Source organism: Arthrobacter sp. Dra40 (genome assembly GCF_059091905.1).
The window spans coordinates 150,077-175,900 of the sequence record NZ_JBNHHB010000002.1; the positions used below are offsets into that span (position 1 = coordinate 150,077).

General features: G+C 61.4%; 27 protein-coding genes, 3 pseudogenes and 1 other annotated feature. Of the genes and pseudogenes, 12 read left to right on the forward strand and 18 right to left on the reverse strand.

The window, feature by feature from the left end; all coding sequences use genetic code 11:
• Both AC5RWT_RS02200 and AC5RWT_RS02205 read left to right on the forward strand, forming a co-directional pair.
• Complete coding sequence (locus AC5RWT_RS02200; RefSeq protein WP_494078943.1) at nt 1-822, forward strand: enoyl-CoA hydratase-related protein; 822 nt, start codon at nt 1-3, stop codon at nt 820-822.
• Nucleotides 819-1,754, forward strand: coding sequence for a cyclase family protein (locus AC5RWT_RS02205; RefSeq protein WP_494078944.1), 936 nt, complete (start codon nt 819-821; stop codon nt 1,752-1,754). The genes AC5RWT_RS02200 and AC5RWT_RS02205 overlap by 4 nt, the downstream gene beginning before the upstream one ends.
• A 279-nt stretch (nt 1,755-2,033) precedes the next feature.
• On the opposite strand, the pseudogene AC5RWT_RS02210 reads toward AC5RWT_RS02205, so the two are convergent.
• The 10 genes and pseudogenes from AC5RWT_RS02210 to AC5RWT_RS02255 all read right to left on the reverse strand — a co-directional run.
• Nucleotides 2,034-2,706: pseudogene (locus tag AC5RWT_RS02210) on the reverse strand (class I adenylate-forming enzyme family protein); the annotation flags it as partial.
• Nucleotides 2,703-2,831: a hypothetical protein gene (locus tag AC5RWT_RS02215; protein WP_494078989.1), complete on the reverse strand. Its 129-nt coding sequence runs from the start codon at nt 2,829-2,831 to the stop codon at nt 2,703-2,705. The pseudogene AC5RWT_RS02210 and the gene AC5RWT_RS02215, both read right to left, overlap by 4 nt.
• Nucleotides 2,832-3,000: 169 nt before the next feature.
• Nucleotides 3,001-3,129, reverse strand: a complete 129-nt coding sequence (locus AC5RWT_RS02220) for a hypothetical protein (protein ID WP_494078945.1) — start codon at nt 3,127-3,129, stop codon at nt 3,001-3,003.
• 189 nt (nt 3,130-3,318) lie between these two features.
• A complete protein-coding gene (locus AC5RWT_RS02225; protein ID WP_494078946.1) occupies nt 3,319-4,524 on the reverse strand; it encodes an ABC transporter ATP-binding protein in 1,206 nt (401 codons plus the stop codon).
• A complete protein-coding gene (locus AC5RWT_RS02230) occupies nt 4,521-5,324 on the reverse strand; it encodes an ABC transporter permease (RefSeq protein WP_494078947.1) in 804 nt (267 codons plus the stop codon). The genes AC5RWT_RS02225 and AC5RWT_RS02230 overlap by 4 nt, the downstream gene beginning before the upstream one ends.
• Nucleotides 5,321-6,187, reverse strand: coding sequence for an ABC transporter permease (locus AC5RWT_RS02235; protein WP_494078948.1), 867 nt, complete (start codon nt 6,185-6,187; stop codon nt 5,321-5,323). Before AC5RWT_RS02235 ends, AC5RWT_RS02230 begins: the two co-directional genes overlap by 4 nt.
• A 169-nt stretch (nt 6,188-6,356) precedes the next feature.
• Nucleotides 6,357-6,443: a hypothetical protein gene (locus tag AC5RWT_RS02240; protein ID WP_494078990.1), complete on the reverse strand. Its 87-nt coding sequence runs from the start codon at nt 6,441-6,443 to the stop codon at nt 6,357-6,359.
• Complete coding sequence (locus AC5RWT_RS02245; RefSeq protein WP_494078991.1) at nt 6,404-7,357, reverse strand: phosphotriesterase family protein; 954 nt, start codon at nt 7,355-7,357, stop codon at nt 6,404-6,406. Before AC5RWT_RS02245 ends, AC5RWT_RS02240 begins: the two co-directional genes overlap by 40 nt.
• Nucleotides 7,357-8,847 carry a hydroxymethylglutaryl-CoA lyase-like TIM-barrel protein gene (locus AC5RWT_RS02250; protein ID WP_494078949.1) on the reverse strand — a complete coding sequence of 497 codons (1,491 nt, stop codon included), beginning with the start codon at nt 8,845-8,847 and terminating at the stop codon, nt 7,357-7,359. Before AC5RWT_RS02250 ends, AC5RWT_RS02245 begins: the two co-directional genes overlap by 1 nt.
• Nucleotides 8,848-8,878: 31 nt before the next feature.
• Nucleotides 8,879-9,736, reverse strand: a complete 858-nt coding sequence (locus tag AC5RWT_RS02255) for a cyclase family protein (protein WP_494078950.1) — start codon at nt 9,734-9,736, stop codon at nt 8,879-8,881.
• 155 nt (nt 9,737-9,891) lie between these two features.
• Between AC5RWT_RS02255 and AC5RWT_RS02260 the strand changes: the two genes are divergently transcribed.
• Nucleotides 9,892-10,539 (forward strand): TetR/AcrR family transcriptional regulator, encoded by a 648-nt coding sequence (locus AC5RWT_RS02260; protein WP_494078951.1) that lies wholly within the window; start codon nt 9,892-9,894, stop codon nt 10,537-10,539.
• Nucleotides 10,540-10,549: 10 nt separating this feature from the next.
• On the opposite strand, the gene AC5RWT_RS02265 is transcribed toward AC5RWT_RS02260, so the two are convergent.
• Genes AC5RWT_RS02265 through AC5RWT_RS02280 form a run of 4 tightly spaced genes read right to left on the reverse strand, consistent with a single transcriptional unit; the run spans nt 10,550 to nt 13,731 of the window.
• Nucleotides 10,550-11,506 (reverse strand): acetyl-CoA C-acyltransferase, encoded by a 957-nt coding sequence (locus AC5RWT_RS02265; RefSeq protein ID WP_494078952.1) that lies wholly within the window; start codon nt 11,504-11,506, stop codon nt 10,550-10,552.
• Entirely contained in the window at nt 11,466-11,798 is a 333-nt protein-coding gene (locus AC5RWT_RS02270; RefSeq protein WP_494078953.1) for a thiolase family protein, read from the reverse strand. Before AC5RWT_RS02270 ends, AC5RWT_RS02265 begins: the two co-directional genes overlap by 41 nt.
• Nucleotides 11,720-12,619, reverse strand: a complete 900-nt coding sequence (locus tag AC5RWT_RS02275; RefSeq protein ID WP_494078954.1) for an acyl-CoA dehydrogenase family protein — start codon at nt 12,617-12,619, stop codon at nt 11,720-11,722. The genes AC5RWT_RS02270 and AC5RWT_RS02275 overlap by 79 nt, the downstream gene beginning before the upstream one ends.
• Nucleotides 12,616-13,731 carry an acyl-CoA dehydrogenase family protein gene (locus tag AC5RWT_RS02280; RefSeq protein WP_494078955.1) on the reverse strand — a complete coding sequence of 372 codons (1,116 nt, stop codon included), beginning with the start codon at nt 13,729-13,731 and terminating at the stop codon, nt 12,616-12,618. Before AC5RWT_RS02280 ends, AC5RWT_RS02275 begins: the two co-directional genes overlap by 4 nt.
• A gap of 724 nt (nt 13,732-14,455) precedes the next feature.
• Between AC5RWT_RS02280 and AC5RWT_RS02285 the strand changes: the two genes are divergently transcribed.
• From AC5RWT_RS02285 to AC5RWT_RS02305, 5 genes are all read left to right on the forward strand, one after another.
• Nucleotides 14,456-14,698 (forward strand): hypothetical protein, encoded by a 243-nt coding sequence (locus AC5RWT_RS02285; RefSeq protein ID WP_494078956.1) that lies wholly within the window; start codon nt 14,456-14,458, stop codon nt 14,696-14,698.
• Nucleotides 14,699-14,749: 51 nt separating this feature from the next.
• Nucleotides 14,750-15,532, forward strand: a complete 783-nt coding sequence (locus tag AC5RWT_RS02290) for an electron transfer flavoprotein subunit beta/FixA family protein (RefSeq protein ID WP_494078957.1) — start codon at nt 14,750-14,752, stop codon at nt 15,530-15,532.
• 111 nt (nt 15,533-15,643) lie between these two features.
• Nucleotides 15,644-16,633: an electron transfer flavoprotein subunit alpha/FixB family protein gene (locus tag AC5RWT_RS02295; protein WP_494078958.1), complete on the forward strand. Its 990-nt coding sequence runs from the start codon at nt 15,644-15,646 to the stop codon at nt 16,631-16,633.
• Between the two features lie 58 nt (nt 16,634-16,691).
• The gene (locus tag AC5RWT_RS02300) at nt 16,692-18,356 is read left to right on the forward strand and encodes a cytochrome b/b6 domain-containing protein (RefSeq protein ID WP_494078959.1); all 1,665 of its coding nucleotides are present in this window, start codon (nt 16,692-16,694) and stop codon (nt 18,354-18,356) included.
• A gap of 462 nt (nt 18,357-18,818) precedes the next feature.
• On the forward strand, nt 18,819-19,838 hold the full coding sequence (locus AC5RWT_RS02305; RefSeq protein ID WP_494078992.1) for a tyrosine-type recombinase/integrase: 1,020 nt from the start codon (nt 18,819-18,821) through the stop codon (nt 19,836-19,838).
• Here AC5RWT_RS02305 and AC5RWT_RS02310 read toward each other — a convergent pair.
• Nucleotides 19,825-21,010 (reverse strand): annotated as a pseudogene (locus AC5RWT_RS02310) (IS3 family transposase). The gene AC5RWT_RS02305 and the pseudogene AC5RWT_RS02310 overlap by 14 nt on opposite strands.
• Nucleotides 20,620-20,733 (reverse strand) — a sequence feature (AL1L pseudoknot). It overlaps the preceding pseudogene by 114 nt.
• A gap of 252 nt (nt 21,011-21,262) precedes the next feature.
• Between AC5RWT_RS02310 and AC5RWT_RS02315 the strand changes: the two are divergent.
• Both AC5RWT_RS02315 and mftB read left to right on the forward strand, forming a co-directional pair.
• A complete protein-coding gene (locus tag AC5RWT_RS02315) occupies nt 21,263-21,466 on the forward strand; it encodes an SDR family oxidoreductase (protein ID WP_494078960.1) in 204 nt (67 codons plus the stop codon).
• Nucleotides 21,467-21,497: 31 nt separating this feature from the next.
• On the forward strand, nt 21,498-21,575 hold the full coding sequence (gene mftB, locus AC5RWT_RS02320; RefSeq protein WP_494078993.1) for a mycofactocin biosynthesis chaperone MftB: 78 nt from the start codon (nt 21,498-21,500) through the stop codon (nt 21,573-21,575).
• Nucleotides 21,576-21,735: 160 nt separating this feature from the next.
• Here the strand turns inward: mftB and AC5RWT_RS02325 are convergent, their stop codons facing one another.
• The gene (locus AC5RWT_RS02325) at nt 21,736-21,894 is read right to left on the reverse strand and encodes a hypothetical protein (RefSeq protein ID WP_494078961.1); all 159 of its coding nucleotides are present in this window, start codon (nt 21,892-21,894) and stop codon (nt 21,736-21,738) included.
• 666 nt (nt 21,895-22,560) lie between these two features.
• Here AC5RWT_RS02325 and AC5RWT_RS02330 point away from each other — a divergent pair.
• Together AC5RWT_RS02330 and AC5RWT_RS02335 are read left to right on the forward strand one after the other, a co-directional pair.
• Nucleotides 22,561-22,806, forward strand: a complete 246-nt coding sequence (locus tag AC5RWT_RS02330; protein ID WP_494078962.1) for a hypothetical protein — start codon at nt 22,561-22,563, stop codon at nt 22,804-22,806.
• A gap of 31 nt (nt 22,807-22,837) precedes the next feature.
• Nucleotides 22,838-22,981: pseudogene (locus AC5RWT_RS02335) on the forward strand (IS110 family transposase); the annotation flags it as partial.
• A gap of 575 nt (nt 22,982-23,556) precedes the next feature.
• Here the strand turns inward: AC5RWT_RS02335 and AC5RWT_RS02340 are convergent.
• Both AC5RWT_RS02340 and AC5RWT_RS02345 read right to left on the reverse strand, forming a co-directional pair.
• Nucleotides 23,557-24,117: a TetR/AcrR family transcriptional regulator gene (locus AC5RWT_RS02340; protein ID WP_494078963.1), complete on the reverse strand. Its 561-nt coding sequence runs from the start codon at nt 24,115-24,117 to the stop codon at nt 23,557-23,559.
• Nucleotides 24,118-24,357: 240 nt separating this feature from the next.
• Entirely contained in the window at nt 24,358-25,764 is a 1,407-nt protein-coding gene (locus tag AC5RWT_RS02345; RefSeq protein ID WP_494078964.1) for a hydroxymethylglutaryl-CoA lyase-like TIM-barrel protein, read from the reverse strand.
• Nucleotides 25,765-25,824: the final 60 nt, after the last annotated feature.

Consider the following 25,824-nt stretch of genomic DNA (forward strand, 5'->3'; position numbering starts at 1 on the left):
GTGGACTATTCGACGATTACTCTGGAATGCGAGCCTGTCATTGCGTGGATCACCCTCAACCGTCCGGAAAAGCTGAACGCGCTTAGCATTCCCTTGCTTGACGAACTTGACCATGCCTTGGATTCCTTGGCCGGATCCGACAACCGAGTGGTGGTTATTAAAGGAGCCGGCCGCGCCTTCTCCGCGGGATATGACATCTCCCGCTCCGATGAAAATCCCGACGGCGACTACAACACAGAAAAGTCCCCTGTTGACGACTACGACCGCCTAGTCGGCTATATGGATAGATTCCTCAAGATCTGGCGCCATCCCCAACCCGTAATCACAGCAATTCACGGAATCTGCGCGGCCGGGGCGACACAGCTCTGCACGTTCAGCGACATCACGATTGTGAGCGAGGAGGCGCGCATTCAGGCATCTCCCTCGCTGCCACTCGGCGGCGGCTTCATTAGCCCGCTGTGGAGTCATCTCGTGGGCCCCAAGCGCGCGAAGCTGATGTCCTTTGATGCCGGACGCGTGATCGACGGCCGAACGGCGTCCGACTGGGGCTGGGCCACGGAGTGCGTGCCCGCAGAGGGCTTCGATGAATACGTTCGCATGACAGCGGCATCAATCGCACGCACTCCCGCTGCGATTCTCAGGATGAAAAAAGTCGCAGTGAACCGGGCGGCCGAGCTCGAGGGCTTCCTCACCCTGGCACGGATGGGCGCCGAGACCGACGCACTCCTCCATGTGACTCCTGAGGTGCGGAAAATGTCTGAAAACACCAGGCGACTTGGTTTGAAGAAGGCCATCGCCAATTTCAACGAGGTCGGTCTGTGATCCCCGGCGGATTTCCTACGTATGCTCAGCTCCCTGAACTCGGGACTCTCGACATCAAACACTCATGGCAGGCACTGGCTGCGCCGCTTGGCGCACTGGCGAAGATCACGGCCGAAGCACGCCTACGCGCGGTGTGCACGGTCACTCGCGGGGAGGCAATTTCGCTCAACCTCAGCCTGACGGCCTTCAGCCCGCCCTTGTTCAATCGGAGCGAGCTCGAACACGAGGTGACTGAGCCCAGCCGGAACAACGCAGAAGACCTGTTGCACGGGTTCAACCCGCAGGCATCCAGCCAACTCGACGGACTCGCCCACGTGCGGGCCCGGGAACTGGGCTACTTTAGCGGGATCACGGAGCTCGACGAAGCGCGGCGTCAGCTCGGCATGCATCATTGGGCCCGGGAGGGGATAGCAACCCGCGGGGTGCTGCTGGACGTGCTCGAATTCCGTCAGTCGGCAGGAGGGACCGAGGATGCATTCAAGGGGTCGGTGATCGAGCCGGAAGAGCTGCGTGCCGTAGCGACGGCCCAGAACATCGAATTACAACCGGGTGATGTGCTGCTCGTACGCACCGGATGGGTCGAACAATATCTGCGGGTGCAGAGCGAAGACGGCGATATCGGCGCCGTGCAGCGCTGCTGGAATGGACTCGCTGCTCATCACGCAATGGCCGAGTATCTCTGGGACAGCGGAGTCGCTGCGGTCGGTGCCGATAATCCTGCGGTGGAAAGTGCACCCGGTGACCCCCAGGCCGGTTCACTGCACCGTCGGTTGATTCCCGGACTCGGTATTCCGCTCTTCGAGCTCCTAAAGCTCGATGAGCTGGGACGGCGCTGCCGGATCGCCGGACGTTGGGAGTTCCTAATCGTGTCTGCTCCGCTCGAGTTAGAGGGCGGAGTCAGCTCGACGGCCAACGCAGTGGCCCTCCTGTGAACGAGAACTTATCCAAGTGAGCGGTGCCACTGACGTTCGTTATCCATGGCACCCAGGCCAGCCCTAAGCCTTGATCATCACCGGCAGCTGCCCGGAGGCGGACACGAGATTCGGTTCGTCGAAGGAAACTGACACGGCGGAATGATTATGGGAACTTGCATCCGAGATGTCCTTCGATTTCAGGAAATTTGTTCTGTGGTAAGTCAAACTTTCCCTGAAAACGACGGACATTTCGTGTTTAATCGCCGAAGACTCGCCGAACCTCATCGGTGGATCAAGGCTAAGTATCCTCAGCGTTGTGGGCACCAGCACTAGTCGGGTTACACGGTCGTGCATGATCGCGGCATGGGCGTCGCCGACGTCGGAATTCTCAAGGCTATGGAATTCGGAACCGGCGAACAGGCACTCGGCCAGGGCATAGAGGTTCAAGCTGGCTGCCAGCGGACCTGGTGCCAGAGTCACATCGTCCTGGCAAACGCCAACGAACTCCATGGAGGCCTCGAAGGACTGCTGCCAGGCCCGCGACCGGGTAAAGGCCTTCGGCACCAAGGTGGTGCCGGGGGCCAGTCCAATCAGGAACGTGGACCCTGGCGGGCCGTCTACGAGGTCGTCATCCGGTGACGCTGGGGCAGCAGCGCCGACGTATGGACGTGCTGAACGATGTCCTCTTGCAGTTGCACGGGCCAGGCGGGGTCGAGGACGGCGCACTGGCGTCCTCCGGCAACAGCGGCGGCGAATTGCACCGCGAATTCGTCGAGTTCGGTTCACACAGGACGGTGATGGCTTTAGCATCTGCCACCAGAGTCGCTGCAGCGTCCCGAAGCTCCGCCCACCGCAGGCGGTGCCCGGCTACCACTGCGGCAGTATCGTGCGGCCGTTCGTCGGCCCAGCGCTGAATCCTGTTGAGAAGGACCTTGCTGACTCCCCGGTCAGCGTCGTCAGAAGTGGCTATCGCTCGAGGACGACCGCGAGTCCCTGGCCGACGCCCATGCAGATAGCTGCCGCAGCGACGCCACCGCCGCGCCGCTTTAGTCCGTGTGCCGCATGGCCGCCTGATGCGCCACGCGGGTGCCTCATCGCGATCGCTCCGCCGCGGATGTAAATTTTTCTCGGATCGAGTTTGGCCAACCTGCAAGGCAGGCGAGGCCCTGTGACGCGGCGGCGCGCGACCCGAGATGCGACCTAGTGGCCCGTTTCATCCGTCCTCCTTGTTCGCCGAGCAGAACCGCCGGCGCTCCGTCGTTGATTAAGGCGAGTTGCCGGCCGTCACGGTTCCTGCGCCCTCCGCTAAGAAGAGTGCCATGACACTGGCGAGTTTTTCGAGGGAAGTATAGTTTCGAATACCCTCGTCCCGCGTGAAATCACGTCCCGGCACCTGAACAATCTCGTCGTCATGCTTCCCAGTGCTCCAGGCACTGACCGCCAGGCGCTACGAGCGTACGGCGAACTGCTCCTGCTCTTCGCGACCTATGCCCAGGCTCGCCCGATCTTCTCAGCGGCTTCGCCGTTGCTGAACGTCGGCCCACTTCTTCAATCTTTTGGTTGTCATGCTGGAAGGGGACGTTCAGTCTGCCGGGAGCAGTACTGAGTTGCGTATGCTCCACGTCAATGCGCAGACGTCTCCGGGATGAAAATTGGTTACCTGTCCGGCAGATTCGCGAACTATGCCCACTGATCCATCAGACAGTCTCACACTGACTTTCCGGCCGGAGCCCAAGTAAATCTCCTCCAGAACCTCAACCCTAACCTGGGCGTGATCCGGTTCAGGCGAGGATTCAGTGGAGCGCAACCCCGCGCGTTCGGGCCGAATGACCAGTGTCGCGCGCGTGTTCGGTGCAAGCACCGTGGAGGGAGTCCTGATGGGAGATCCTTGAAAATCGAGCATGGTGCCAGTATCGCTAGGAACGACCGTACCGGTGATACGGGACGACTCCCCCAAAAATTTTGCGACTGTAACGTCAGCTGGTTGTTCATACAGTTCGCGGGCCGTCCCGATCTGAAGGACCTGCCCGTTGTCAAACACGGCAATTCGGTCGGAAAGCGCGAGCGCCTCCTCCTGATCATGGGTTACCATCACGACCGTACATCCCACCTCGCGGTGAATTCGGCGCAACTCCAGCTGCATTGTGTCTCGCAGGGTGCGGTCGAGAGCGCCGAGTGGCTCATCCATCAGAAGGAGGCGAGGCTGGAAAACGATCGCGCGGGCCAGGGCAACGCGCTGCTGCTGCCCGCCACTTAGTTGATTTGGAGCGCGTTTTTCAAACCCCTCCAGTCGTACTGTGCGAATTGCCCGCGCGACCAGCTCACGCCGCTGGGCCTTGGGGATTTTCCGCTGCTTGAGCGGAAACTCCACATTTTCAGCGACGTTCATGTTGGGGAACAGAGCGTAATTTTGGAAGACCATTCCGATGCCACGCTTCCTCGGAGGTAGTGCCGCCACGGACTCATTCCCAAGCAGCAGCTCTCCTGAATCGAGAGTGAGGAACCCGGCGATAATGTTGAGGGTTGTGGTCTTGCCGGAGCCGGAAGGCCCGAGCAACGTCATGAATTCTCCAGGCAACACTGAGAATGAAACCTCATCGACGGCATTGGCGCCTCCGAAAGTTTTCGTGACCCCACGAAGCGACACGCCAACGCCCGGTTGCTTTGTCTCAGTGCCCGGTTGATTGGTCTCAGTGCCCGGTTGCTTTGTCTCAGTGCCCGGTTGCTTTGTCTCAGTGCCCGGTTGATTGGTCAGAGTACCCGTTTGTTTGGTCTCGATAGAGTTCACGAGTCAGTCCTTCTCAGTGATCGGTTTCGCAGCAGCACGACAACGCCGACGAAGGCGAACAGCAACGTCGTGAAGCCCAGCACGATAGTCGAAGCAGCGGCGATTGTGGGGTCGATGGAGGTATTGATGCTGCTGTACATGCGTACGGGCAGGGTTTCGAGAAATGGAGACTTGATGAACAACGACAGCAAGACTTCGTCGAAGGACGTGACGAATGCGAACAGGGCCCCCGTGATGACTCCGGGTGAAATGGCCGGCAGGACAACCGACCAGAACGTAGACATTGGGCTGGCTCCCAATCCCGCTGAGGCGCGCTCAAGGTCAGGATCGAGTGCTGCAAAGCTCACTCCGACGGACACCATGACGAAAGGGACGCCTAGCATTGCGTGTGCGAATACGAAACCGGGGATCGTGCCCACCAAACCGAGATTCGAGAAAACAAGGTATACCCCCACGGCCAGCACGATTCCTGGAACGACGATCGGGAGAAGGAGCGTCGTTCGGATTCCCTCGCGCTTTCGGGACGGCCGAAGTCGATGCAGCCCGATGGCCGCAGCGGTCCCGACAATGACGGCCAAGATCATTGCAAGCACAGCGATCTGGATCGAGTTCATAAACGATTGGCCCCACGCGCGGCTGGAGAAAAACTCCTCGTACCAGCGGAGTGATAGGTTCTGTGGCGGAAACACAAAGGAGGCCTTGGACGAAAGGCTGACCGGGATGACGACCAACGTGGGAAGTACCACGAGAATGCCAACAATTGCGGCGGCTAATCTGACAAACACATGACGGTTGATCATCCGGCCCTCCTGTCGCGTGCAAGCAGTCGGATAATGAGCGTGAGGATGCCCACGAACAAGAGGGCCAATGCGATGAGTAGTAGTGACAAGGCGCCAGCGCGACCAGGATTTCCTAGTTCGCTCGCCTGGGCGTAGATCACGCCTCCCAGCATGGACTGTTGAGGTGAACCGAGCACCTGAGGAAGCACGTAAAAGCCCAAGGTCAGAACGAAGACTGCGGTCGCTCCGGCGGATAGCCCGGGAGCGGATAGCGGAAGGAATATTCGGCCCCACGCGACCGAAGGCCTAGCTCCTAAGCTCTCGGCCGCTTTAACTAGATTCGGATCAATTTTCCGCATCCCGTTGTATAGCGGGAGGATCATGAACGGCAGAAGCACCTGTACCAGACCGATCTGGACGCCAAGTGCGGTCCCCAGGATTCCACTCGGCACCCCAAGGATCGTTGATATTGCTCCACCAGGTTGAAGAAGGATGACCCAGGCGAAGATTCGTACTACGCCGCTAACCCAGAACGGAAGGAGCGTGATCAGGAGGAGTGCCGCGCGGATTTTGGGTCCAGAAATGACCATCGCGTAGGCAAACGGATACCCAAGGAGGGCACACGCGCTTACGGTGATCATACCGACGGTGATCGTACGCAAGATGATCTCCGAATATACCGGGTTCGCCCAGAGCCATTCGAAGGACCCAGTTCCCTGCTCTTCCAAGGTGAACGCTGCGATGAAGCTGCGCAGAATCGGGTATAGAACGGCGAGTCCCACCAGTGCCAGCGCTGGAAGTAACAGGAGGACGAATCGCCAGTCACTCGGCCTGGTTGCAGCGCTCGTCTGAATCACGCCGCGCACTTCCTCTGGCTTGGTCATCAGACGGCTTTCCATCAGAACCTGCTCGTCCAGCTGAACCCATGATTCAGGAGCTGAGTCTTGGCGGCTCTTGACATAGTCTTCATTGATTTACTCCATGAGGTGAGTCCAAACTAGTGTTTGGTAGAAAGTCTAGGATGCGAGGATACGTCTCTGTTTGTCAAGAGGGTTAGTAGGGTGTGTTTATTGAGAGCAGACGCCGCGGGTTTTCGATCATCATGAGTTCAATCTGCTCTTGGGTAATTCCCTGCTCCAGCATCGCCGGAATGACGTCATCGGAGATATGTGTCGACGTCCACTCAGGAGGCAGCGCCCGTTGATTCGCAGCCCCGCCTCCCACCAGTCTGTGTACATGAAGGAATCGTGGGCCAGGAGCACCTGGGACGCGTAGCCTCGCTCGCACAGCCTTGCCACGGTATTGATCCGGTCAGCCATCTGCGGGCTGCCCGGGACATAGTAGCCAAAACGGTCGGCTCCCAGAAATGACCCGGCGTCAGCAAGTTGCGTGAGGTAGTCGATATCCGCGCTATCTACGGAGTGGCCAATTACCACCCTACTGAGGTCGACGCCCGCTTCGAGAAAAAGCTTCTGCTGATCAAGGCCGTTCCTTGAGGCGACGTCGGTGTGGGTCGTGATAGGCGCTCCGGTGACCCTGTGGGCATGGGCTGTCGCGCGCAGGATGCGCTCTATATTAGGCGTTATTCCCATGGCCCCGGTTGCGCACTTGATGATGCCCGCCTTGACTTCCGTCCCTTGGATCCCCACCTGGATGTCTTGGATGAGCATGTCCGCGATGACGTCAACCACCATCCCGTCCGCTGAACGGCTGGCGGGACGCAGATCGAAGAATCGCGGCAAATGATCAAAGGTATACACGCCCGTGGCAGCCACGATATTGATGTCCACGTCGGCGTTAGCGTCGATCAGTGCAGGGACATCCCGCCCGTGGCCGAGGCACGTGCAGTCGATCACGGTGCCGATCCCGCGATCGACCAAGTCCTGGAGTTTCTTCGCTACCTGAACTATCGCCGCATCCCGTCCGCGGGGATAGCTCAGCTTCGGAAAGTCCCGGGCGATCTCCGGCGTGATTCCGAAGGGATGTTCATGGGCGAGTGTCCAGCCCAACGTCTCGGGCGCCACTGCTCCTTTGACGGTGTTAACGGCGCCCATCACAGGGCAGGGGATTCCTTCGTGCCCGACCGGCGCAGGGTTACATCGCTCCCGGCGCCTGCGACACGAAGGCTGGTCAACGGTCGCGACTCAGCGATCAGGTCCACTACGTGGTTGACGATCTCGTTACTGCTCGTTCGAGGGTCCGTGCGGAGCTTGACGCCATTGAGCTTGTCGACTTCCTCGTCCGAGGTCAGGAACCGCAGCAGCAGATCTTCATCGCTGAGCGAGGTTCCGTAGATCTGCTTTATCTCCTTCAACGTCGGGTTTGCGCGTTCCCAGTTCTCGAGCTCCTTCGCGCGGGGGGTCGACATGATGCGATCCTGCACATCAGGGTTCATCGGAGCAGCAAGGGGCCCGTAGTGACCCAGGGCATAGTGGACGACCTCGTCGGGCACCATGCTGTATGGATCACCAGTAATGATGTTCATCACGGCCTGGATGCCGACCAGCTGCGAGAACGGCGTCGCCATGATCGGCTCCCCCAAGTCCCGCCGGACCTGCGGAATTGCTTCCAGCACCTCTTCGAAACGATGACTCATCTTCTGCTTCGCGAGCTGATTGATCAACGTCCCCGTCATCCCGCCCGGCAACTGATGATCGTAGACCCGAGGGTCGTACTCGGCTGGTACGCCGAGTCGGTGGCCGCCCCGCAGGGCTTGGCGGTGAAAGTTTTCTGCAACCGGCGCAAACGTCGTGGAATCCAGGGAATGGGTGTATCCCATGTGTTCCACGATGGTGACCATCGCTTCGGTAGACGGAAGCGATGGCCCGTTCGCCATGGGCCGCGACGCCGTGTGCAACCGCTCAAAGCCACTCTCGAGCGCGATCACGTAATTGTGTGGTGCGAGACCCGTAGTGTTGTGAAAATGCGCCTCGAGAGGGGCTGAGCCCGCTGCCGCCCGCAATGCCGGCAGAAGCGTCCGAGCCCGTTCCGGTGTCAGAAGGCCGGCTGCATCCTCTACATAGATTGACTCCACACCCTCCCAAGTGGCCATCTGTGCCGTTCGATCGGCAAAGAAGGCGTCATCGTGGACGCTTGTCAACCCATACATCACTGCCGGCACGGGAATGCCCCCCGCTTCGGTCATGACCCCCGCCATGTGCTTCATGACCTCCATGTCGAACAGGCAGTCATAAAGCCACATGCTCTTCATTCCGTGCTTGACTACCGTTTGGATCCACAGGTCCAGGATGACCTGGGGCGTTGGCACGAATCCGCCCGCAGAGATGGTCCGCAGGCCAGACCGCAGCTCGTTGTTAGTCAGGCCGGCGACGATGTAATCGATTTTGTCCCAAGGGTTGAAACCGTTGCGTACGGCGACGGTGACGCTACCTGCACCGAAGAGGTCGATTGTGCGATAACCGGCTCGCGCAAGATGGGGCAGGGCATCGGTAGCGTCATGCGCCTGCATCGTCATCCCCCACAGGCTTTGATTTCCGTCGCGCAGGGTCTGGTCGATGAAGTCGACGTGTTTGGTCTTAACCACGGGTATGCCTTTCGAATGTGTGAGCAGAAAGTTAGAGCAGGGCAAGGGCGCGAATCGGCGAACCGGACGCTCCCCCGAGGCGCAGTGCTGCCGCGACGAAAAAGAACTCGTATGCCCGGGCTGCTGCCACTGCCTCGAGGTCGAGGAATTCGATGATCGGAATCCCCTTCTCAACGAGCAGGTGTACGTGCGCATCCATCGCTACGACCGCAGGATCGGGTTTGTGCTCAAAATTCATCGTGTCAGTTCCCGTTGCGCGGACACCGACTTCCGACAACCACTGTGCGCCGCTGAGCGATACCCCTGGTACTCCCTTGCCCGTGCCGAGGAATCGGTTCGGGTCGCGCCAGTGTTTCATCTGGCCGGTGCGAACCACGACAATTGAATCCTTCTCGGGACGCGGGTGATCGGAAAACCATGCTTCAAACTCATCAGCGCCAATACCATCGGCAGGCGTCAGATCACGTCCGAAAAGCTCTGTCGCATCCACAAGGTGACCGGGCCCGATGAGGGGCGGCAGTTCCTCGACCGATCCGACACCGACTCCACCCGACCAGCTCTGCTTGTTGATGATGTCGCGGTCCCCGTAGATACAGCCGTCGAGGGCCACATGCCCTAATGCATCGACATGAGTGCCTACATGCCCTCCCGTGGTAATCATTTCAGCTGTGGCTGAAATGCCCTTGGGATAGTTCCCACCTGAGCCGTGCATGCCAGTCATGGTCAACGAGTAGGGGGGGTGATTGGGGTGCCGCGGGATGCCGGCTTCCAATCGAACCGAAAGATCGATTGCTCTAGACCCGGCCCGTTCTGGCCATTTGATTGCACCCTCCCAGAAAGCTCCGCCCCAATTGAGCGAATTAAGAGAGTTGCTTTCATCCGTTGTCACAGGCACTCCTTTGTGGGAAATATCATCAGCGCTAGTAACGATACCAAATCTACCATCCGGTTGGTATGTATCTAGGCGACGAACGTTTGGTCGGGTTACAATTATTGGACTGGCTTCCTGTCGGTTGCCAGCCCGATAGATGAAAGTAGGCCAAAGTGACTTCATCGCTCACCGATGCCCAGAGCACGACTAAAACAAAGACCCAGACGCCCAGACGAAATCGCGATGCCGAGGTCATGGCGCACGCGATCGCCGTCATCTCTGAGCAAGGGTATCCGGCAACCACTGTGCAGGCCGTGGCTGATCGGGTCGGTGTGCTGAAGGGCAGCCTGTACCACTACTTTCCGTCGAAGGAAACGCTCCTGTTCCGCATTCTGGATGATTCCTTCAGTAAGTCTGAGGCTAGGGTCGAACACATGAAGGAGCTGAAGTTGCCGCCGGGGCAAGAACTCATCGGCTACCTCCGCACAGCTTGTGAGGGATACCTGGAAGACCCCCAACGAGCGAACATCTTCTTCACGGAGGCTCGTTACCTCACGGGCGAAAACCGAACGAACATCCGGATTCGGAGTGAGAACTGGTTCAACTACCTTCTTGAGCTCGTGACCAGAGCGGTCGAGGGAGGCGAGGCCACCAGTGCCATCCCTCCCGTACTGCTCACCAAGTACATCGTCGGCGCGCTGAACAGCGTACGCACCTGGCCTAAAGGAGTTTATGGCAAAGACTACGATGCAACAGCCATGACCAACGCTTACATCACGGCGACCAGTGCCCTTCTTGGACTCAAGGAGCCGACTGCCTAAAGTCGCTCGATCACCATCGCCATGCCTTGGCCGCCCGCGACGCACATCGTCTCAAGGCCAACTGTTTATCGTGCCATTCCAAGGAGTTCAGCAGGGTGGCCGTGATGCGGGCACCGGTCATGCCGTACGGGTGCCCAACCGCGATCGATCCCCCATTCACGTTAACTCGGTCTAGGTCGAATCCCAGCTCCTGGTAGGAAGGGATGACCTGGGCTGCGAAGGCCTCGTTAATCTTCACTTGGTCGATGTCTGAGACGCTTAAGCCGGCCAAGGCCAGAGCCCGGCGGCTTGCTTCGACGGGCGCCAGGCCCATTATCTCCGGTGATAACGCACTGACCGCGGTCGAGACGATGCGGGCCAGCGGTGTGATACCGAGTTCCCGTGCCCGCACGTCGCTCATGATCACGACTGCGGCCGCACCGTCGTTGATGGGACAGCAGTTGCCCGCGGTGACGGTGCCGCCCTCGCGGAAGGCAGGCTCTAATTCAGAGAGCTTTTCCAGGGTAGTCCCTGGCCGCGGGCTATCGTCTTCACACATGACGCTGCCGTCGGGCAGTGTGATAGGCGTGATCTCACGGGCCCAGAATCCTTGCTTTTGGCGCTCGGAGGCAAGACTCTGGCTCCGAGCGGCGTACTCATCCATTTCGTGTCTCGTCACCCCATAAATGGATGCGACATTTTCCGCCGTCTGGCCCATGTCGATGAACAGGTCGGGCATTAGACCATCCTCCCGGGGGTCGCGCCACGCACCGGTGGAAGCGGCTCGTTGGGGGAACAAGGGGTTGCGAAGATCAGCCTTAGTCGACGCAGAAGCTGCCGAAACCCTCGAGATCATGTCGACACCCGCGGAGATGAACGCTGATCCCTCGCCTGCGCGGATCGCGTGGAACGCCATGCGGGTGCTCTGGAGACTTGAAGCGCAATACCTATTGAGTGTGGTACCAGAGAGGGTGTCGTAACCGAGCATTACAGCCACGCTTCGCGCGATATTTCCGCCCTGTTCGCCTACCGGGGACCCGGCATCCGACGATAAGCTCGTCGATCGAGGCCGGGTCCAGCCCTGGTGTGTCCGCCAGAGCTGCCGCCACCATGGCGGCCGTCAGATCGTGGGCTCGGACGCCGGTCAGGTGCCCCTTAAATGCCCTGCCGATCGGTGACCTTACGGCCGACAATGACTGCTTCACGCATCGGCCAGCCCTCCGAGGAGGTCGCGGATCTGCAGCATGTGCTTCAGGTAAAAATGGAGTCCCATTTCCCATGTGAACCCGAGGCCGCCGTGCACCTGAATGGCAGCTTCCGCGACAGCGATGCCTTGATCGACCGCGAAGGCCGCTGCACGATGGGACCCATCAGGGTCAAGACTCGCCCAGATCACCGCTGCCTCCGCCGATTCCGCGGCGATTAATGCGTTCGCCAAGCGATGCTTGACGGCCTGGAACGTCCCCACAGGCCGACCGAACTGCTCCCGCTCTTTGACGTAGGCGACCGCCTCGTTGAGCAATCGACGCGCGGCGCCCGCAGATTCAGCGGCCCAGAGCACAGCCAGTTCGCGCCGGAATTCAGAAGAAAGAACTGACTTCGTTGTAATCAGACTCCCCCTGAAAGTCGGAGCGAAGGATTGAGGCGCACCCTCCGGCATCGGCAAGACCGCACCCCCAGTTTCGTTGCCTGCTTCTGAGAGAAAGGAGATACCGTCGATTTGCCCGAATGGGGCGAAGAACGGGCCCTCCGGCTCTCCTACGAAAAGCGAGAACGTCACCGGACCGTTTGACGCCGCGGCCTCGGTCGAATGCCGCTTCGCGAGGAGAGTGGGAATCAACGGCAGTTGCAGGCAGCTGTAGCCCCACCTCTGCGCAAATTCGGCGAGATCGCGCAGCGATGCGCCCTCGCCATCTTCCACTATCCCGATCCGGTCCCAATCAGCATCGGCAAGATCGGTCCAAGTCACAGGCGGAGCGCCCTCGACGAACGTGGAAATGTTAGAACCGGCTGTCGCCTTGGCCAGGATTGCCCCGATTCCCTCGGCTGCTGCCTCACCCAGTTCGGTGGGCAGGGTCTTACTCAGAATGGACGTCGTCATCGTGGAAGCCCCAGGATTCTCTCGCTGATAATGTTTCGCTGAATTTCGTTGGAGCCGGAGTATATCGATGCCGCCCTCTTGTCGAGATATCGGGTTTGCCACAAGGGCCTGTTCGCCGCGTCCGATACCTTCAGGCCCAGACTTGTTATGTCTTGGAGCAACTCGCTCCAGTACACCTTGAGGATGCCCACAATCCGCCCGTACGCTTCACGGTCGTCCTGTTGACTAACCGCAGAGGAGAGCATCCACCGCAGGAGCTCGACCTTGGTTTCGAGTTTCGTAATCTCCCGCGAGAACGCCGTGTCGCCGCCCGCCATTTCAATCAGAAGGTCGACGTCTGCACGGGCCTCCACGTAGCGCGTTGCGGCCTCGACGCCGCCGCGTTCGTTCATCAGAACTGTCATGGCGATCCGCCATCCTTGGCCTGCCTCGCCGACAAGATCTTCATCCGCGACGAATGCCCCGTCCCAGTACGTCTCGTTTAGGTGCGTGGATCCAGAGATCTGGCGAATGCCTGTTACAGAGACTCCGGGCTGTTTGAAATCGGCGAGGAAGACGCTCAGGTTCTTGTGCCGGGGAGCATCCTTGTCCGTTCTCGCTACCAGCAGGCACCGGTCGGCGTACTGGCCGTGACTGGTCCAAGTCTTGTATCCGTTGACAACGTAGCCGCCGTCGACTTTCACGGCACTGCAAGAAATTCCTGCAAGATCAGAACCTGCGTTGGGCTCGGAAAATCCTTGGCACCATATCTCCTCACCCGCCAGGATCGACGGCAGATACTTTGCGCGCTGTTGATCGTTGCCGTGCGCGATCAATGTTGGAGCGGTCAAAATCTTTCCCACACGTGACAGTCCATCCGGCGCGTGATGACGAGCAGCTAGGAAGTGGAAGGTGATTTCTTCCTCTAGGCCTAGCCCGCGTCCGCCGAATTCTTCCGGCAGCGCTAAACCGGCATATCCGCCAGCCCACAGCTGACGGTCCCAATCGCGCTCGATCTCGAAGACCTCACGCTCGCTCAAATCCTTGCGGTGGTCGCGCCACCGGGCGGGCACATTCACCCTCAGCCAGTCCTCTGCCTCAGAGGCAAAGGCGTCGACTTCGGTCGGGGACACGATCATCACTTTCTCTCACAATCAAACGGTAGTTTTATAAGCAGCCTAACAGATTGCTGGTCGCTGGGCTACCCTCCAGGAAGAGCGGCAAGAGGGCGAGCGACCGAGAAGGGACTCCGAACTGCGTGGGCTTCCAGGAGATTCTGCTCTGCAGGCCCCTCTGAATATCTGCCTGCACATCAAATTGTAGTGTCAACCAAGTGGTTGGACGGCGAAGTGCACCTGCCCTGCCGTATTGCGATAATAAACCAAACGCATGGTTGACTAAGGGCCTGCTTTTGATGTTGAATCGAGGTGTCGGCCCGAAGTACCCTGACTAGTCGACGGAAGGAAACTCCCATGAAGATCGTGGTGCTCGAACCTCGCCAACTTCACGGGGACTGTCTACGGCATCCACCCGAAGCCCAGTGAGATGCTCGGCCGACCCACGTTTGTCAAGTTGGCAGGCCGCGACAAGGCCCGTATCACAGCTGCCCTCTTGAACAGCCTTGGCATCTGTCACCGAACAGGGAACGGGGTCCTCGATCGGGGCAACCATCGGGGGACGCCTCCTGCACCGAATCCATGTTCGGCAGGGCTCGCAGCCACTGTTGAACCTAGTCTGTGCCGGCCTCATGACCGGTTTTATCGTTGCAGCCACCGCCGCCGAAAATCTCTGGCTTCCCTGATCGGCCGGCTGGTCACCTTCGCGGCCGGCTCGGCCTTCGTCAGCACCGGCCAGGAGATGCTGACCCGTTCGGCCGGCAAGAAGCGCGCCTACGCGCTGGCATGGAACAACTTCGTCCTGTATGCCGGCACGGCCGCGGGCACCTTCGCGCTGGGGCTTGTCCCGCTGGGCGAGCCCCCGTTCGTCCTGATGGCCGGCGGATTCGGTGCACTGACCATCTTGCCAGCGCCCTTTTATGGCGACGAACACAGTCGAAGAGCCTTGAGCAGCTGCTCAATTCCCCGTCCCCTACCGGCGTGACCGCCGCAGGGACGCAGCCAGATGAATGTGTTACGGAAAAGGAGAAATGAAGTGAAGATTGTCGTGTTGGCCAAGCAGGTTCCGGATACCTGGTCGGACCGGAAGATCGATTTGGAGTCCGGGATCTTGGACCGGGCCGCGTCTGAGCCGGTGCCGGATGAGATCAACGAGCGTGCCTTGGAAAATGCCCTGCGGGTCAAGGACGCGAACAAGGACGCGGAGGTCGTGGTGATGGCCATGGGCCCGGAGGACGCCAGCAAGACACTCCGGAAGCTGTTGTCCATGGGCGCGGATACGGCTGTCCTGGTGTCCGACCCTGCACTGGCCGGGTCGGACATGGTCCAGACTTCCCGGGTGCTGGCCGCCGCAATTGACAAGATCGGCGGGGTCGATGTGGTGGTGGCCGGCAACGAGGCCACCGACGGGCGGGGAGGGATGGTCCCGGCGATGGTTGCCGAGATCCTGGGCTGGCCAGTGCTGCCGGGACTGGACGAGGTTGCGATCACCACAAACGAACTGTCGGGACGGGCGCAGGTTGACGGGGCCACGCTCCGGCTGTCCTCGGAATACCCGGCGGTGGTCTCGGTAACGGAGAAGACCGCGGAGGCCAGGTTTCCGAACTTCAAGGGCATCATGGCGGCCAAGAAGAAACCGTTGGAGACTTGGTCGGTCGCGGATCTGCGGATCCAGGCCGGGCCGGAGGCGGCCGCGGTACGTTCGGTGATGGTCTCGGCCGCGGCGCGCCCGCCCAAACAGGCCGGCCCGAAAATCACCGACGACGGCACCGCAGCAGCCCAGTTGGCCGACTTCCTCGTCTCCCACCGCCTGGTCTGACCGGGCACACAATCCCTGTCCTGTCTTTAGTCGAACCCCGCGGGCCCCTGATCGGTCCGCCGCAGCTCCGGCATCCTAGGCCCGTGCTGCCCAAGAAGTAAGGAACCCATCATGGCAAACATAGGAAATGTACTCGTGTTGATCGAGACCACCGGCGAGGGATCGCCGAAGTCGACCGCGGCGTCCCTGCTCGGAACCGCCGCCGGCATCGGTACCCCTGTGGCGGTCGCGGTCGCAGCCCCCGGAACCACCGAAAGCCTGCCAGCACAGCTCGGGGCCTTGGGCGCGGCCCACGTATACGTGGCCGAGGCCGACCCCGTGGCCACCGGGCTGGGCTCAGCCCAGGTCGGCGCCCTGGCCGACGCGATCCAGGCCTACTCGGCACACCTGGTGCTGGTGCCGGCAACCAACGATTCGAAGGCAGTGGCCGGCCGGTTGGCGGTCGTGGCTGGCGGGTCGGTGGCCGCGGACGCAGTCGGGGTGCGCTACGACGAGGACGGCCAGGAGGTCATCGCCTCACACGCGGTCTTCGGCGGCGACTTCACCACCGAGTCCACGGTGGAGGGCGGCCTGATGATCGTGACCGTGCGTCCGGGCTCGGTCGAAGCCCGCGCGCAGGCCGTGGAAGCCCCGCAGGTCACCACTGCGCCGGTAGCCACCCAAGTAGCTCCCGGGGCCAGGATCGTCGAGGTCACGGATGCCCCGGCCGAGACCGGACGGCCGGTGCTCCGCGGGGCCAAGGCCGTGGTATCCGGCGGTAGGGGGGTTGGATCGGAAGACGCGTTCTCCCTCGTGGAGGACCTCGCAGACTCCCTGGGGGCCGCCGTAGGCGCTTCCCGGGCGGCAGTGGACGCCGGGTACGTGCCGCAGTCCTACCAGGTCGGGCAGACCGGGGTGACCGTAACCCCCCAGCTATACGTAGCCTTGGGGATTTCCGGAGCGATCCAGCACCGCGCCGGGATGCAGACCGCCAAGACCATCGTGGCCATCAACAAGGACGAGGACGCCCCCATCTTCGAAATCGCAGACTTCGGGGTAGTCGGGGACCTGTTCAGCGTGGTCCCGCAGCTCATCAAGGAAATCAACAACCGCCGCAATTGACCGGCCGGACGCCCCCGGCCCACGCGCCCTTTACCCCGATCAAGGACTGAGACTTACCATGACCAGCGACCACACCCCCGGCGCTCCCACGGCCAGGCGCCGCATGGCGGGCTACACGCCACTGGCTGCTCCTGCGGGTGTGCAGGGAATGGACTCCCGGCCCGCCTCAACACCGGACACACAGGAACCCGGCCACGTGTCGCCGCCCGTGCCGGCGACGGCAGCGGCCGGGACAGCGGAACACATGGGACAGCACCCCCGGCCCGCGTCCGACCCCACGCCGGCAGCGCCATCAGACTCCCCGATCACGGCGGATTCACCGGCCGCCACCGATAACCGGGCATCGGCAGACGCGGCTGCACTGGCAACCACAGCGCCTGCACCGCCTGCGCGGAAACGCCGCATGGGTGGCACCCCGTCACCCGTCGAGGCTCCCTCAGCCGCGGCAACACCCAGCCAGAACGCCGGCGGCGCGGCCGCTGCCCAGACCTACGAAGATCGCGCTCCGAAAACGCGTTTGGGCGGCGCTCCCGCCACGCCGTCCGCCGATCCGTCAGCAGTGCAAACCAAGGCAGCCGCCCCGAACGCGGGGCGGCACCGGATGGGCACGGTCGCATCCCCCATCACCCCGGTGGATCCATCCACCCCGTCGGCGCCTGCTGCAGATTCCCGTCGAGCGGCCGCGGCGTCGACACCGGCCGTGCGGTCAGCAAACCGGATGGCCGCCCCGGCGCGTGCGGGGGGCGCCACGGCCCCAGCTAAGGACACTCCGGCCACTGGCACCCCCGCTGCCGTCGAAACGGGCCAGCAACGGACCAACCGGCCGGCGTGGGTAAAGCCGGCCGCGATCGTCGCCGGGCTGCTCGTCCTGGCTGCAGCGGCCGCGTTCGGCGCCCGGTGGCTGCGGACCCTGGAAACTGTGCAGCAGTTCATTGCGACCTACGACGGGCACGCCTCCCAACCGGGATCAGCCCCTGACGGTATCCGGCCCTGGTTGGGCTGGCAGCACTTCCTGAACATGTTCTTTATCGTGCTCATCGTCCGAACGGGCCTGCAAGTCCGTACCGAGCGCAAGCCACCCGGGTATTGGACCGCGAAGAAGGACTCGTTTTTCTCGCCGAAGGGCAACACGCCGAAGAAGGTCTCCCTGTCGCAGTGGCTGCACCAGAGCCTGGACGTGCTGTGGGTGCTCAACGGGCTGGTTTTCATCGTCCTGCTGTTGGCCACCGGGCAGTGGATGCGCATCGTGCCGACCAGTTGGGATATTTTCCCGAACATGCTCTCGGCCGGTATCCAGTACGTCTCCCTGGACTGGCCGACAGAGAACGGGTGGGTGCACTACAACGCGCTGCAGCTCATGGCCTACTTCATCACCGTGTTCATCGCCGCGCCGCTGGCGGTCCTCTCCGGGATCCGGTTCTCCACTTGGTGGCCGGAGAAGGCCGAACGGCTCAATCGTGCATACCCGGTGGAGTGGGCCCGTGCGATCCATTTCCCGGTGATGCTCTACTTCGTGGCGTTCACGATCGTGCACGTGTTCCTGGTGTTCTTTACCGGGGCCCTGCGGAACCTGAACCACATGTACACCTCGCGGGACGTTGTGGACTGGTGGGGGTTGGTGGTCTTCCTAGTCTCCCTGGTTCTGGTCGCCGCCGCTTGGTTCCTGACCCAACCTCTGTTCACTACCCCGATCGCCACACGCATGGGCAAGGTCACCAAGTAACCCGAACGCATTGCCTGTATGGGAAAAAAGCACACTCTCAACGTAGGCCCGCTCAACGAGGGCCGGGATGGACGGGAAGATCTTGGTAGACTGGGGCATCGTTATGCCGATATCGGCATAACGATGCTTATCCCGATGTTCTGATTATGCCGATGTTTTTGTTTCCGTGCCGGTCAGGGCCTCGTTGAGAGGCCCTGAACGTCGGCATAACCTGCTGTTCTACCGGATGCTTGTCTTCCCATACTCATGGAAGGACCAGCATCATGACTAATCCCAGCAAAGTTCGAATCAGCGGCCCACTGTCGGCGTGGCAGGTTCCATTTATTGGCGAACATCTGTCGGGTTGGATGGCCGGGCAGAACATTAGCGCCGAGGAGATGTTGGGCATCAGTGGAGCGTTTCTGCTCCGAACAGGGCCTGGCTGGACCGCACCGGGGCGTACCGATTGCACTGCGGCAGTTGGTGGAATTCATTCTGCCGGATTCAAGGGCGGAAGGCGGTGCCTCGGCCGGTGCTGGGTTCGGCGATGACGAGGCTGGTTTCCTAACAGAATTCTCCTCGTATCTGGTTCTGGAAAGAGCGCTGGCGGCCAGGACCGTAGCAGTCTATGTTTTCTATGTCCGTGCGTTTGTCCGCTGGCATGTCGATCAGGGTGGCATCGGGCTGGCGGGAGTCACGGTCGCGGAGGTGAACCGGTTTTTGGTCAGCGGGTCGGTCCGGTGGTCGGCGTCTTCCGTCGTGTCGTCGACGTCGTTCAGGGCGTTCTTTAGCTGGATGTTCCTCTCCGGCAACACCAGGACTTACCTTGCCGCTGCGATCGGTCCCGTGCGGAAAAGCCGGGCAACGGAAATTGTCCAAGCGTTGCCGGCCCGGCAAATCGCATCTCTGCTCGAGGTCGAAGCTTCCGACAGGGACAGGGCGATCATGCTGCTGCTGGTACGCCTGGGGCTGAGAGCTGAGGTCGCGGGGCTCGAGCTCGAGGATTTTGACTGGCGGGCCGCAACGGTACGTGTCACTGGCAAGGCGAACGATTGCCAACTGATGCCGATACCTGCTGATGTCGGTCATGCCGTCGCGGGATATCTGCGTGCGCGTAGGCAGGCCACAGCCGGTGAGCGTCATGTTTTCCTCATCGGCTGTGCCCCCTACCGGGCACTCAGCCGCATCGGAGTGACGAACGTTGTAGTGAAAGCAGCACGGCGGGCAGGAATTACAGGTCCTGTCGGTGCCCACCGGCTTCGGCACAGTGCTGCGACCGCCGTCTTGGCCGGCGGTGGCAGTCTTGCCGAGGCCGGCCAATTGCTGCGCCATCGCAGTGACACCATGACCGCGGTATATGCCAAGGTCGATCTCCATGCCTTGTCCGAACTCGCACGGGAGTGGCCGGAGGCCACAGTGCAGGATATGTCAAGCCTCGGGTTTGATGGAGGGTTTCTTAGTTGGAAATTGCCATTAGTTCTGGTTGGGTTTACCCGGCGTTGAGCCGTTCGTATTCGATGGGCGGCAGGTAGCCGATTTCGCTGTGGAGACGCCGGTTGTTGTACCAATCGACGTACTCGGCGACAGCGATCTCGAGATGGTTAATGTCTTTCTACGGCCTCTTGTTACGGACCAGCTCTGCCTTGAACAGCGAGTTCAGCGCTTCGGCCATCACGTTGTCGTAGCTGTCGCCGCGCGAGCCCACCGACGCTACTGCGTCGGCTTCTGCCAGACGTTCGGCGTAGCGAATGGCGCGATACTGCACTCCTCTGTCGCTGTGATGGGTGAGGCCGGTCAGGTCCGTCCCTTCCCTATTCCGGGTCCAGATCCCCATCTCCAGGGCATCGAGTGCCAGCTCGGTATACAGGCTGGTGGAGATCTGCCAGCCGACGATTCGGCGGGAGAAGACATCGAGCACGAACGCGGCATAGACCCAGCCGGCGAAGGTGCGTACATAGGTTATGTCTGCGACCCAGAGCCGGTTCGGGGCATCCGCGGTGAACCGGCGATTGACCAGATCCGCCGGCCGGTCTGTCTCCGGTGCCGGTTTTGTTGTCCGCGGGCCCTTGGCGCGGGAGATCCCGCGCAGCCCGGCCTCGCGCATGAGGCGTTCCACGGTGCAGCGTGCAACCTCGTAGCCTTGCCGGCGCAGCTCTGCATGCATCTTCCGCGCCCCATATACCCCGTAGTTCTTTTCATGGATGGTCTTGAGCTCCTCGGTCAACTCCGCGTCCCGGATGCTCCTGTCGGAAGCGGGACGATAGCGGTGGGCGTAGTACGTGCTCGGGGCGATCTCCAAGGTCCGGCAGATCGGCTCGACCCCGTGCTCGTCACGGTGTTCCTCGACGAAGGAACACATCACCTGGACGGGCGGTCGAGCTCCGCCGCGAAGAAAGCCGACGCCTGCTTCAGGATCGTGTTCGCCCGACGCAGCTCCCGGACTTCGCGCTCGAGTTCAGCGATCCGGCCTGCCTCATCGCTCGTGGTGCCCGGTCGCAGGCCCTCGTCGACCTCCGCGCGCTTGACCCACGTCCGCAGCGCCTCGGGGTTGACGCCGAGCTGCTCGCCGCGCGGCGGTACGCACCGGTCCTGGTCGCCGGATCCTTCCTAGCGTCCAGGGCCATCCTGGTGGCTCGTTCCTTCAACTCCGCGGGATACTTCGATGGTGCTGGCATGTGCTTAATCCTTTCGGGTAATCACTGCCTCCATCAAACCCGGTGCGGTTCAATACGGCCCCCGATGAGTGAGGACCTGACGGCCAGAGCAACCGAGCATCTGGCTACCCGCCACGCGTTGGGATACAAACTGGCCAATCATTATTGGCTCATACGGGACTCCTTGGATTACCTTCAGCGTCAGGGTTGCCCCATCATCACAGTGACCCACGTTCTTGACAGCCGGAGCTGCCCGGGATCTATGAACGGAACATGCTCACCACCCAGGTCGTACCGCCGCAGCGGATCGCAGACGTGGTGTTGTTTCTCGGGTCGGACGGCTCTGAGTTTATTACGGGGCAGGTTATCCCGGTGGACGGCGGGCTCGTGGCGGCGTCTCCAATCGTGGCTGACTACCGGGATTGGCAGCAATCGGCCCCGGTAGTGGCCGAGGCTCAGGCTAAGAGTGTCGTATGACGGGGCGCTTTCGCCGTCGGTCGCACGGCGCGTGGAGTCGTTCGGTGCCCTCGCCTACCATTTCGGAAACCGCCGCCTGAACTTCTTGAAGCGGCCGGACCCACCGTGAGCGCAGTCGTCAACGGTGCAGCCGTTCCGACGCCTTCCTTAGAGTGGACGTACAGGGTCTCACTCGAGGCGGCGAACCGCCGCGGATTGAACCGGCCCGGACGTCCGTGGCGACAGTAGCACCACCGGTCGGGCAATCCAGCGCAGCGTGTTGCGGTTTTTCAGGCACTGCACCATTTTTCCGCGGTCCCGAACACGCCTTCACGCTGCTTCGCGGCGAAATTGATGGTGGCCTGCAAGCCGGCGGGCTGCAGCGGGCAATCATGCTGCTCAAGGATCTGTACCGGTTCCTTGCTGACTTGGGTCGTGATCCGGTGCACACATGGTCATCGGCCGCTGATCCAGGGTGGCGGCGAGGAACATTGATGCCAGCAGGTGTTCGGCTTCTGGGTCGAAGTAGGCATCCGGCTTGAGCCGTGGGCACGGGAGGCGACTGCGAAATGCTGTTTGTCCTCGTCGGTGACGTACCGCGAAGAGTTCGCAGCACCTCTGGAAGGCTCAGCGAGTCAGGAACACATCCAGTCACGGGTGCTCGCGGCCACCGACCAACGTAAAGCACCCCCGCGAGGCTCTGGACACTTCAATAATGGTCCCGAAGGCGCAAAACTCAGGAGGCCAGCATTGATCAAAGACAAGACCAAGTACGGCCGTGCGTCATCGAGGGCGTCGGCAGCTACGGGGCCCCGCCCGCCCGCCAGGCGGGGCTTGTTGGCTACGGGGCGGTCGAAGCGGCGCGGATGGGCAGGGCAGGACGCCGCGGCATCGGCAAGTGGAACCCGATCGACGCCCGGCGCATCGCCGCCGCCGTGCTCCCCTCGACGAAGAGCAGCTGCGCAGCCCGCGGATGGACGAAGGGATCCGGGCGGCAGCCCGGATCCTCCTCACCGCCCGGGATGAACTCACTGGCGGGCGGACCAGGGCGGTGAACGCCCTGACCGCGCTCGTACGCATTGCCGGCCTCGGCATGGACGCCCGGAGTCCCCTCGGTGCCAGGAGAATCGGGAAGAACTCCCGGTGGCGCCCCGGAGGAGGACCTCGCCGCCGCGACCGCCCGCGCCGAGACCGTCCGGCTGGCCAAGAGGATCTCCGCCCTCGACTTCGGGATCACTGACAACACGAACCGGACCGGCGAGCTCGTCGAGGCCAGCCCCGCCGCGGCCCTGGTCGAGGGGACCGGGATCGGGCCGGTCACCGCAGCCACCGTCCTGGCCGCTCTCGCCGGATGTGCGTGACCACATCCCGGTTTCCTCCGGGAACACCACCCGGCACCGGCTCAACCGCGGAGGCGACAGGCGCCTCAACCGCGCCCTGTCAGGATGGTCCACCACCCCCAAACCCGCGCTTACGCCGACCAAGACAGACCGCGAGGTCCGCCGCTGCATCAAGCGCTACCTCGCCCGACGACTCTCTACCGCGACCTCAACACCGCCGCCGGCAGCGAAATTGGGGTTGACGAGATATATAGAAGCCTTCTCCGCCTCCATCAGCTCGAAGCATTCCGATTCTGCTGCTTGGAAGCGAAGAAGGCTGCGGCTCTTCCCAAGAACTCGTTATCTATCCGCAACTGCGCGTTCTCCCGGCGCAAACGCTCAAGCTCAGAGTTCCCCGCCTCAGCTGCTGCGGACCCCTCAGGAGCCGCCAGCTGCGCCAGTGCGTTCAGCCCGCGGACCCCGGAGTAACCGTAGACCGAGCCCTGCTTGGCGTAGCCGTGATGTCGTAGACGTACCTCGGTCCGGTCTCCACATTCTACCGGCTGCTTGAGGAGAACCAGCAAGTCAAGGAACGCCGCCGGTGGGCTAAGCATTCGGCCCGGGCCAACCACCTCATCCCGCCCGACGTGCCCTTTGGGATGCTCGAAACCCGCGTCTAGCGACGCTAACAGAACCCCCTTTGAAGGCAAGACGTTCAGTTCGATTTGGAGGCCTTGTGCCCACCGCCGGTCGATCACAGCGTGGCCATGGTCGTCGAGCGTCTCTGACGCCTTAAGCGGTGTCGATGCCGAGCACCGCTGCGGTCGATTCCACGAAGGCATCGACCATCTGGTCGGCCGTGAAATCTTTGCCGTGGACTCCCCGATGCCAAGTGCGCACATTGTTAAGGGCGCCGATAACGTACTTGGTCAAAAGAACCGGCGGCACGCTGCTCTTGGCTTCACCGCTCTCGACCGCCCTTGTCACTAAGTCCAGGATGTAGTTGAACCAGTTCGCGCTGCGCTCACGGATGTTCGCCCGGTGCTCACCGGCGAGGTGGCGGGCTTCCGTGAAGAAGATGTTGGCGCGATCGGGATCATTGAGATATGACTCGCAAGTGGTGCGGAGGTAGGCAAGGATCTCTTGGCCTGGAGGGAGACCCAGTTCCTTCATCTGTTCGAACTTCGCTTCGGCCCTCGAAAAGGATTCATCGAGAATGCGGAATAGCAGGACTTCCTTGGAGGGAAAGTAGTGGTACAGACTGCCTTTGAGGACGCCGACCCGGTCCGAGACCACCTGAACGGTGGTGGCAGCATAGCCACGCTCTGACATCACCTCGATGGCGTGTGCCATCACTTCGGAATCTCTATTCCTACGCTGCGTCGGGACCTTGGTTTCGTTCGTAATTGGCCTCATCTGAAACTGCTCCCGTAGTTCGTCGCCGATTAGCGCTGCTGAAAAGCTCCCCTCAGTTTAGTACTAACCAAGCGTTTGGACCACGTGACCAACCCTTGTGGAGGAGAACTCTCGTCCGCAAGGCCGTTCGTTATGTTCGCGCTAGTCCAGCTGACCCATTCGCTCCAAACGGCAGGGTTAGACCGCCGACGATTTGCCCAGAGTCACATCGAAGCCGGCACCCCCCACGCGCAGGCCAGTCAAGGGGCGGGACTCCTCGACGAGGTCGACGACATGGTTCACGATTTCGTTGCTGCTTCTACGCGGATCTGTCCGGAGCTTCACGCCGGCGAGCTTGTCGACCTCTTCATCGGAGGTCAGAAAGCGCATCAGAAGGTCTTCGTCGCTGACGGCCTTCCCATATATCTTCCTGATCTCTTTAAGACTCGGGTCGGGGCGCTCCCAGGTGGAAAGTTCTTTCGCCCGAGGCGTCGACATGATCCGATCCTGAACGTTCGGGTCAAGCGGAGCGGCCAAAGGTCCATAGTGACCAAGGGCGTAGTGAATGACCTCATCCGGCACCAGGCTGTACGCGTCTCCGGTAATGATGTTCATCACTGCCTGAATGCCCACAAGCTGTGAAAATGGCGTCGCCATGATTGGTTCGCCAAGATCACGACGCACCTGCGGGATAGCCTCAAGGACCTCCTCGAACCGGTGACTCATCTTCTGCTTCTTAAGCTGATTGATGAGGGTGCCGGTCATGCCCCCGGGAAGCTGGTGGTCGTAGACACGAGGTTCGTACTCCACTGGGGTGCCCAGACGGTGTCCGCCGCGCACAGCTTGTCGATGGAAGTTCTCGGCGACCGGCTCGAATGTCGATTTGTCGAGGGAATGAGTGTGCCCCATGTGTTCCACAATGGTCACCATCGCTTCGGTCGACGGCAGTGAAGGTCCATTTGCCATCGGTCGCGACGCCGTATGTAGGCGCTCGAAACCACTCTCGAGCGCGATCACATAGTTGTGCGGCGCAAGCCCGGTCGTGTTGTGGAAATGCGCCTCCAAGGCCTTCGACCCGGCGGCCTCCCGCAATGCGGGGAGAAGTGTCTTGGCCCTTTCGGGTTTCAGAAGGCCTGCAGCGTCCTCTACATAGATGGATTCAACGCCCTCCCACGTCGCCATCTGGGCGGCTCGCTCAGCGAAGAACGCATCGTCGTGAACGCTCGTAAGGCCATACATGACGGCAGGCACGGGGACACCACCCGCATCCGTAACGACCGCTGCCATGTGCTTCATCAAGTCCATGTCGAACAAACAGTCGTATAGCCACATGCTCTTCAACCCGTGCTTCACAACCGTCTGAATCCAAAGGTCCAGAATCGCCTGCGGAGTCGGTGCGAACCCACCGGCCGAGATGGTGCGAAGACCCGAACGCAGCTCATTGCCCGGGAGCCCGGCAATGATGTAATCGATCTTGTCCCAGGGATTGAATCCGCCGCGCACCGCAACTGTTACTCCCCCGGCGCCGAACAGGTCTATCGTGCGGTAGCCCGCGCGTGCGAGATGGGGAAGAGCGTCGCGCGCGTCGTAAGCCTGCATGGTCATTCCCCACAGGCTCTGAGGTCCATCTCGGAGTGTTTGATCGATGAAGTCGACGTGTTGCTG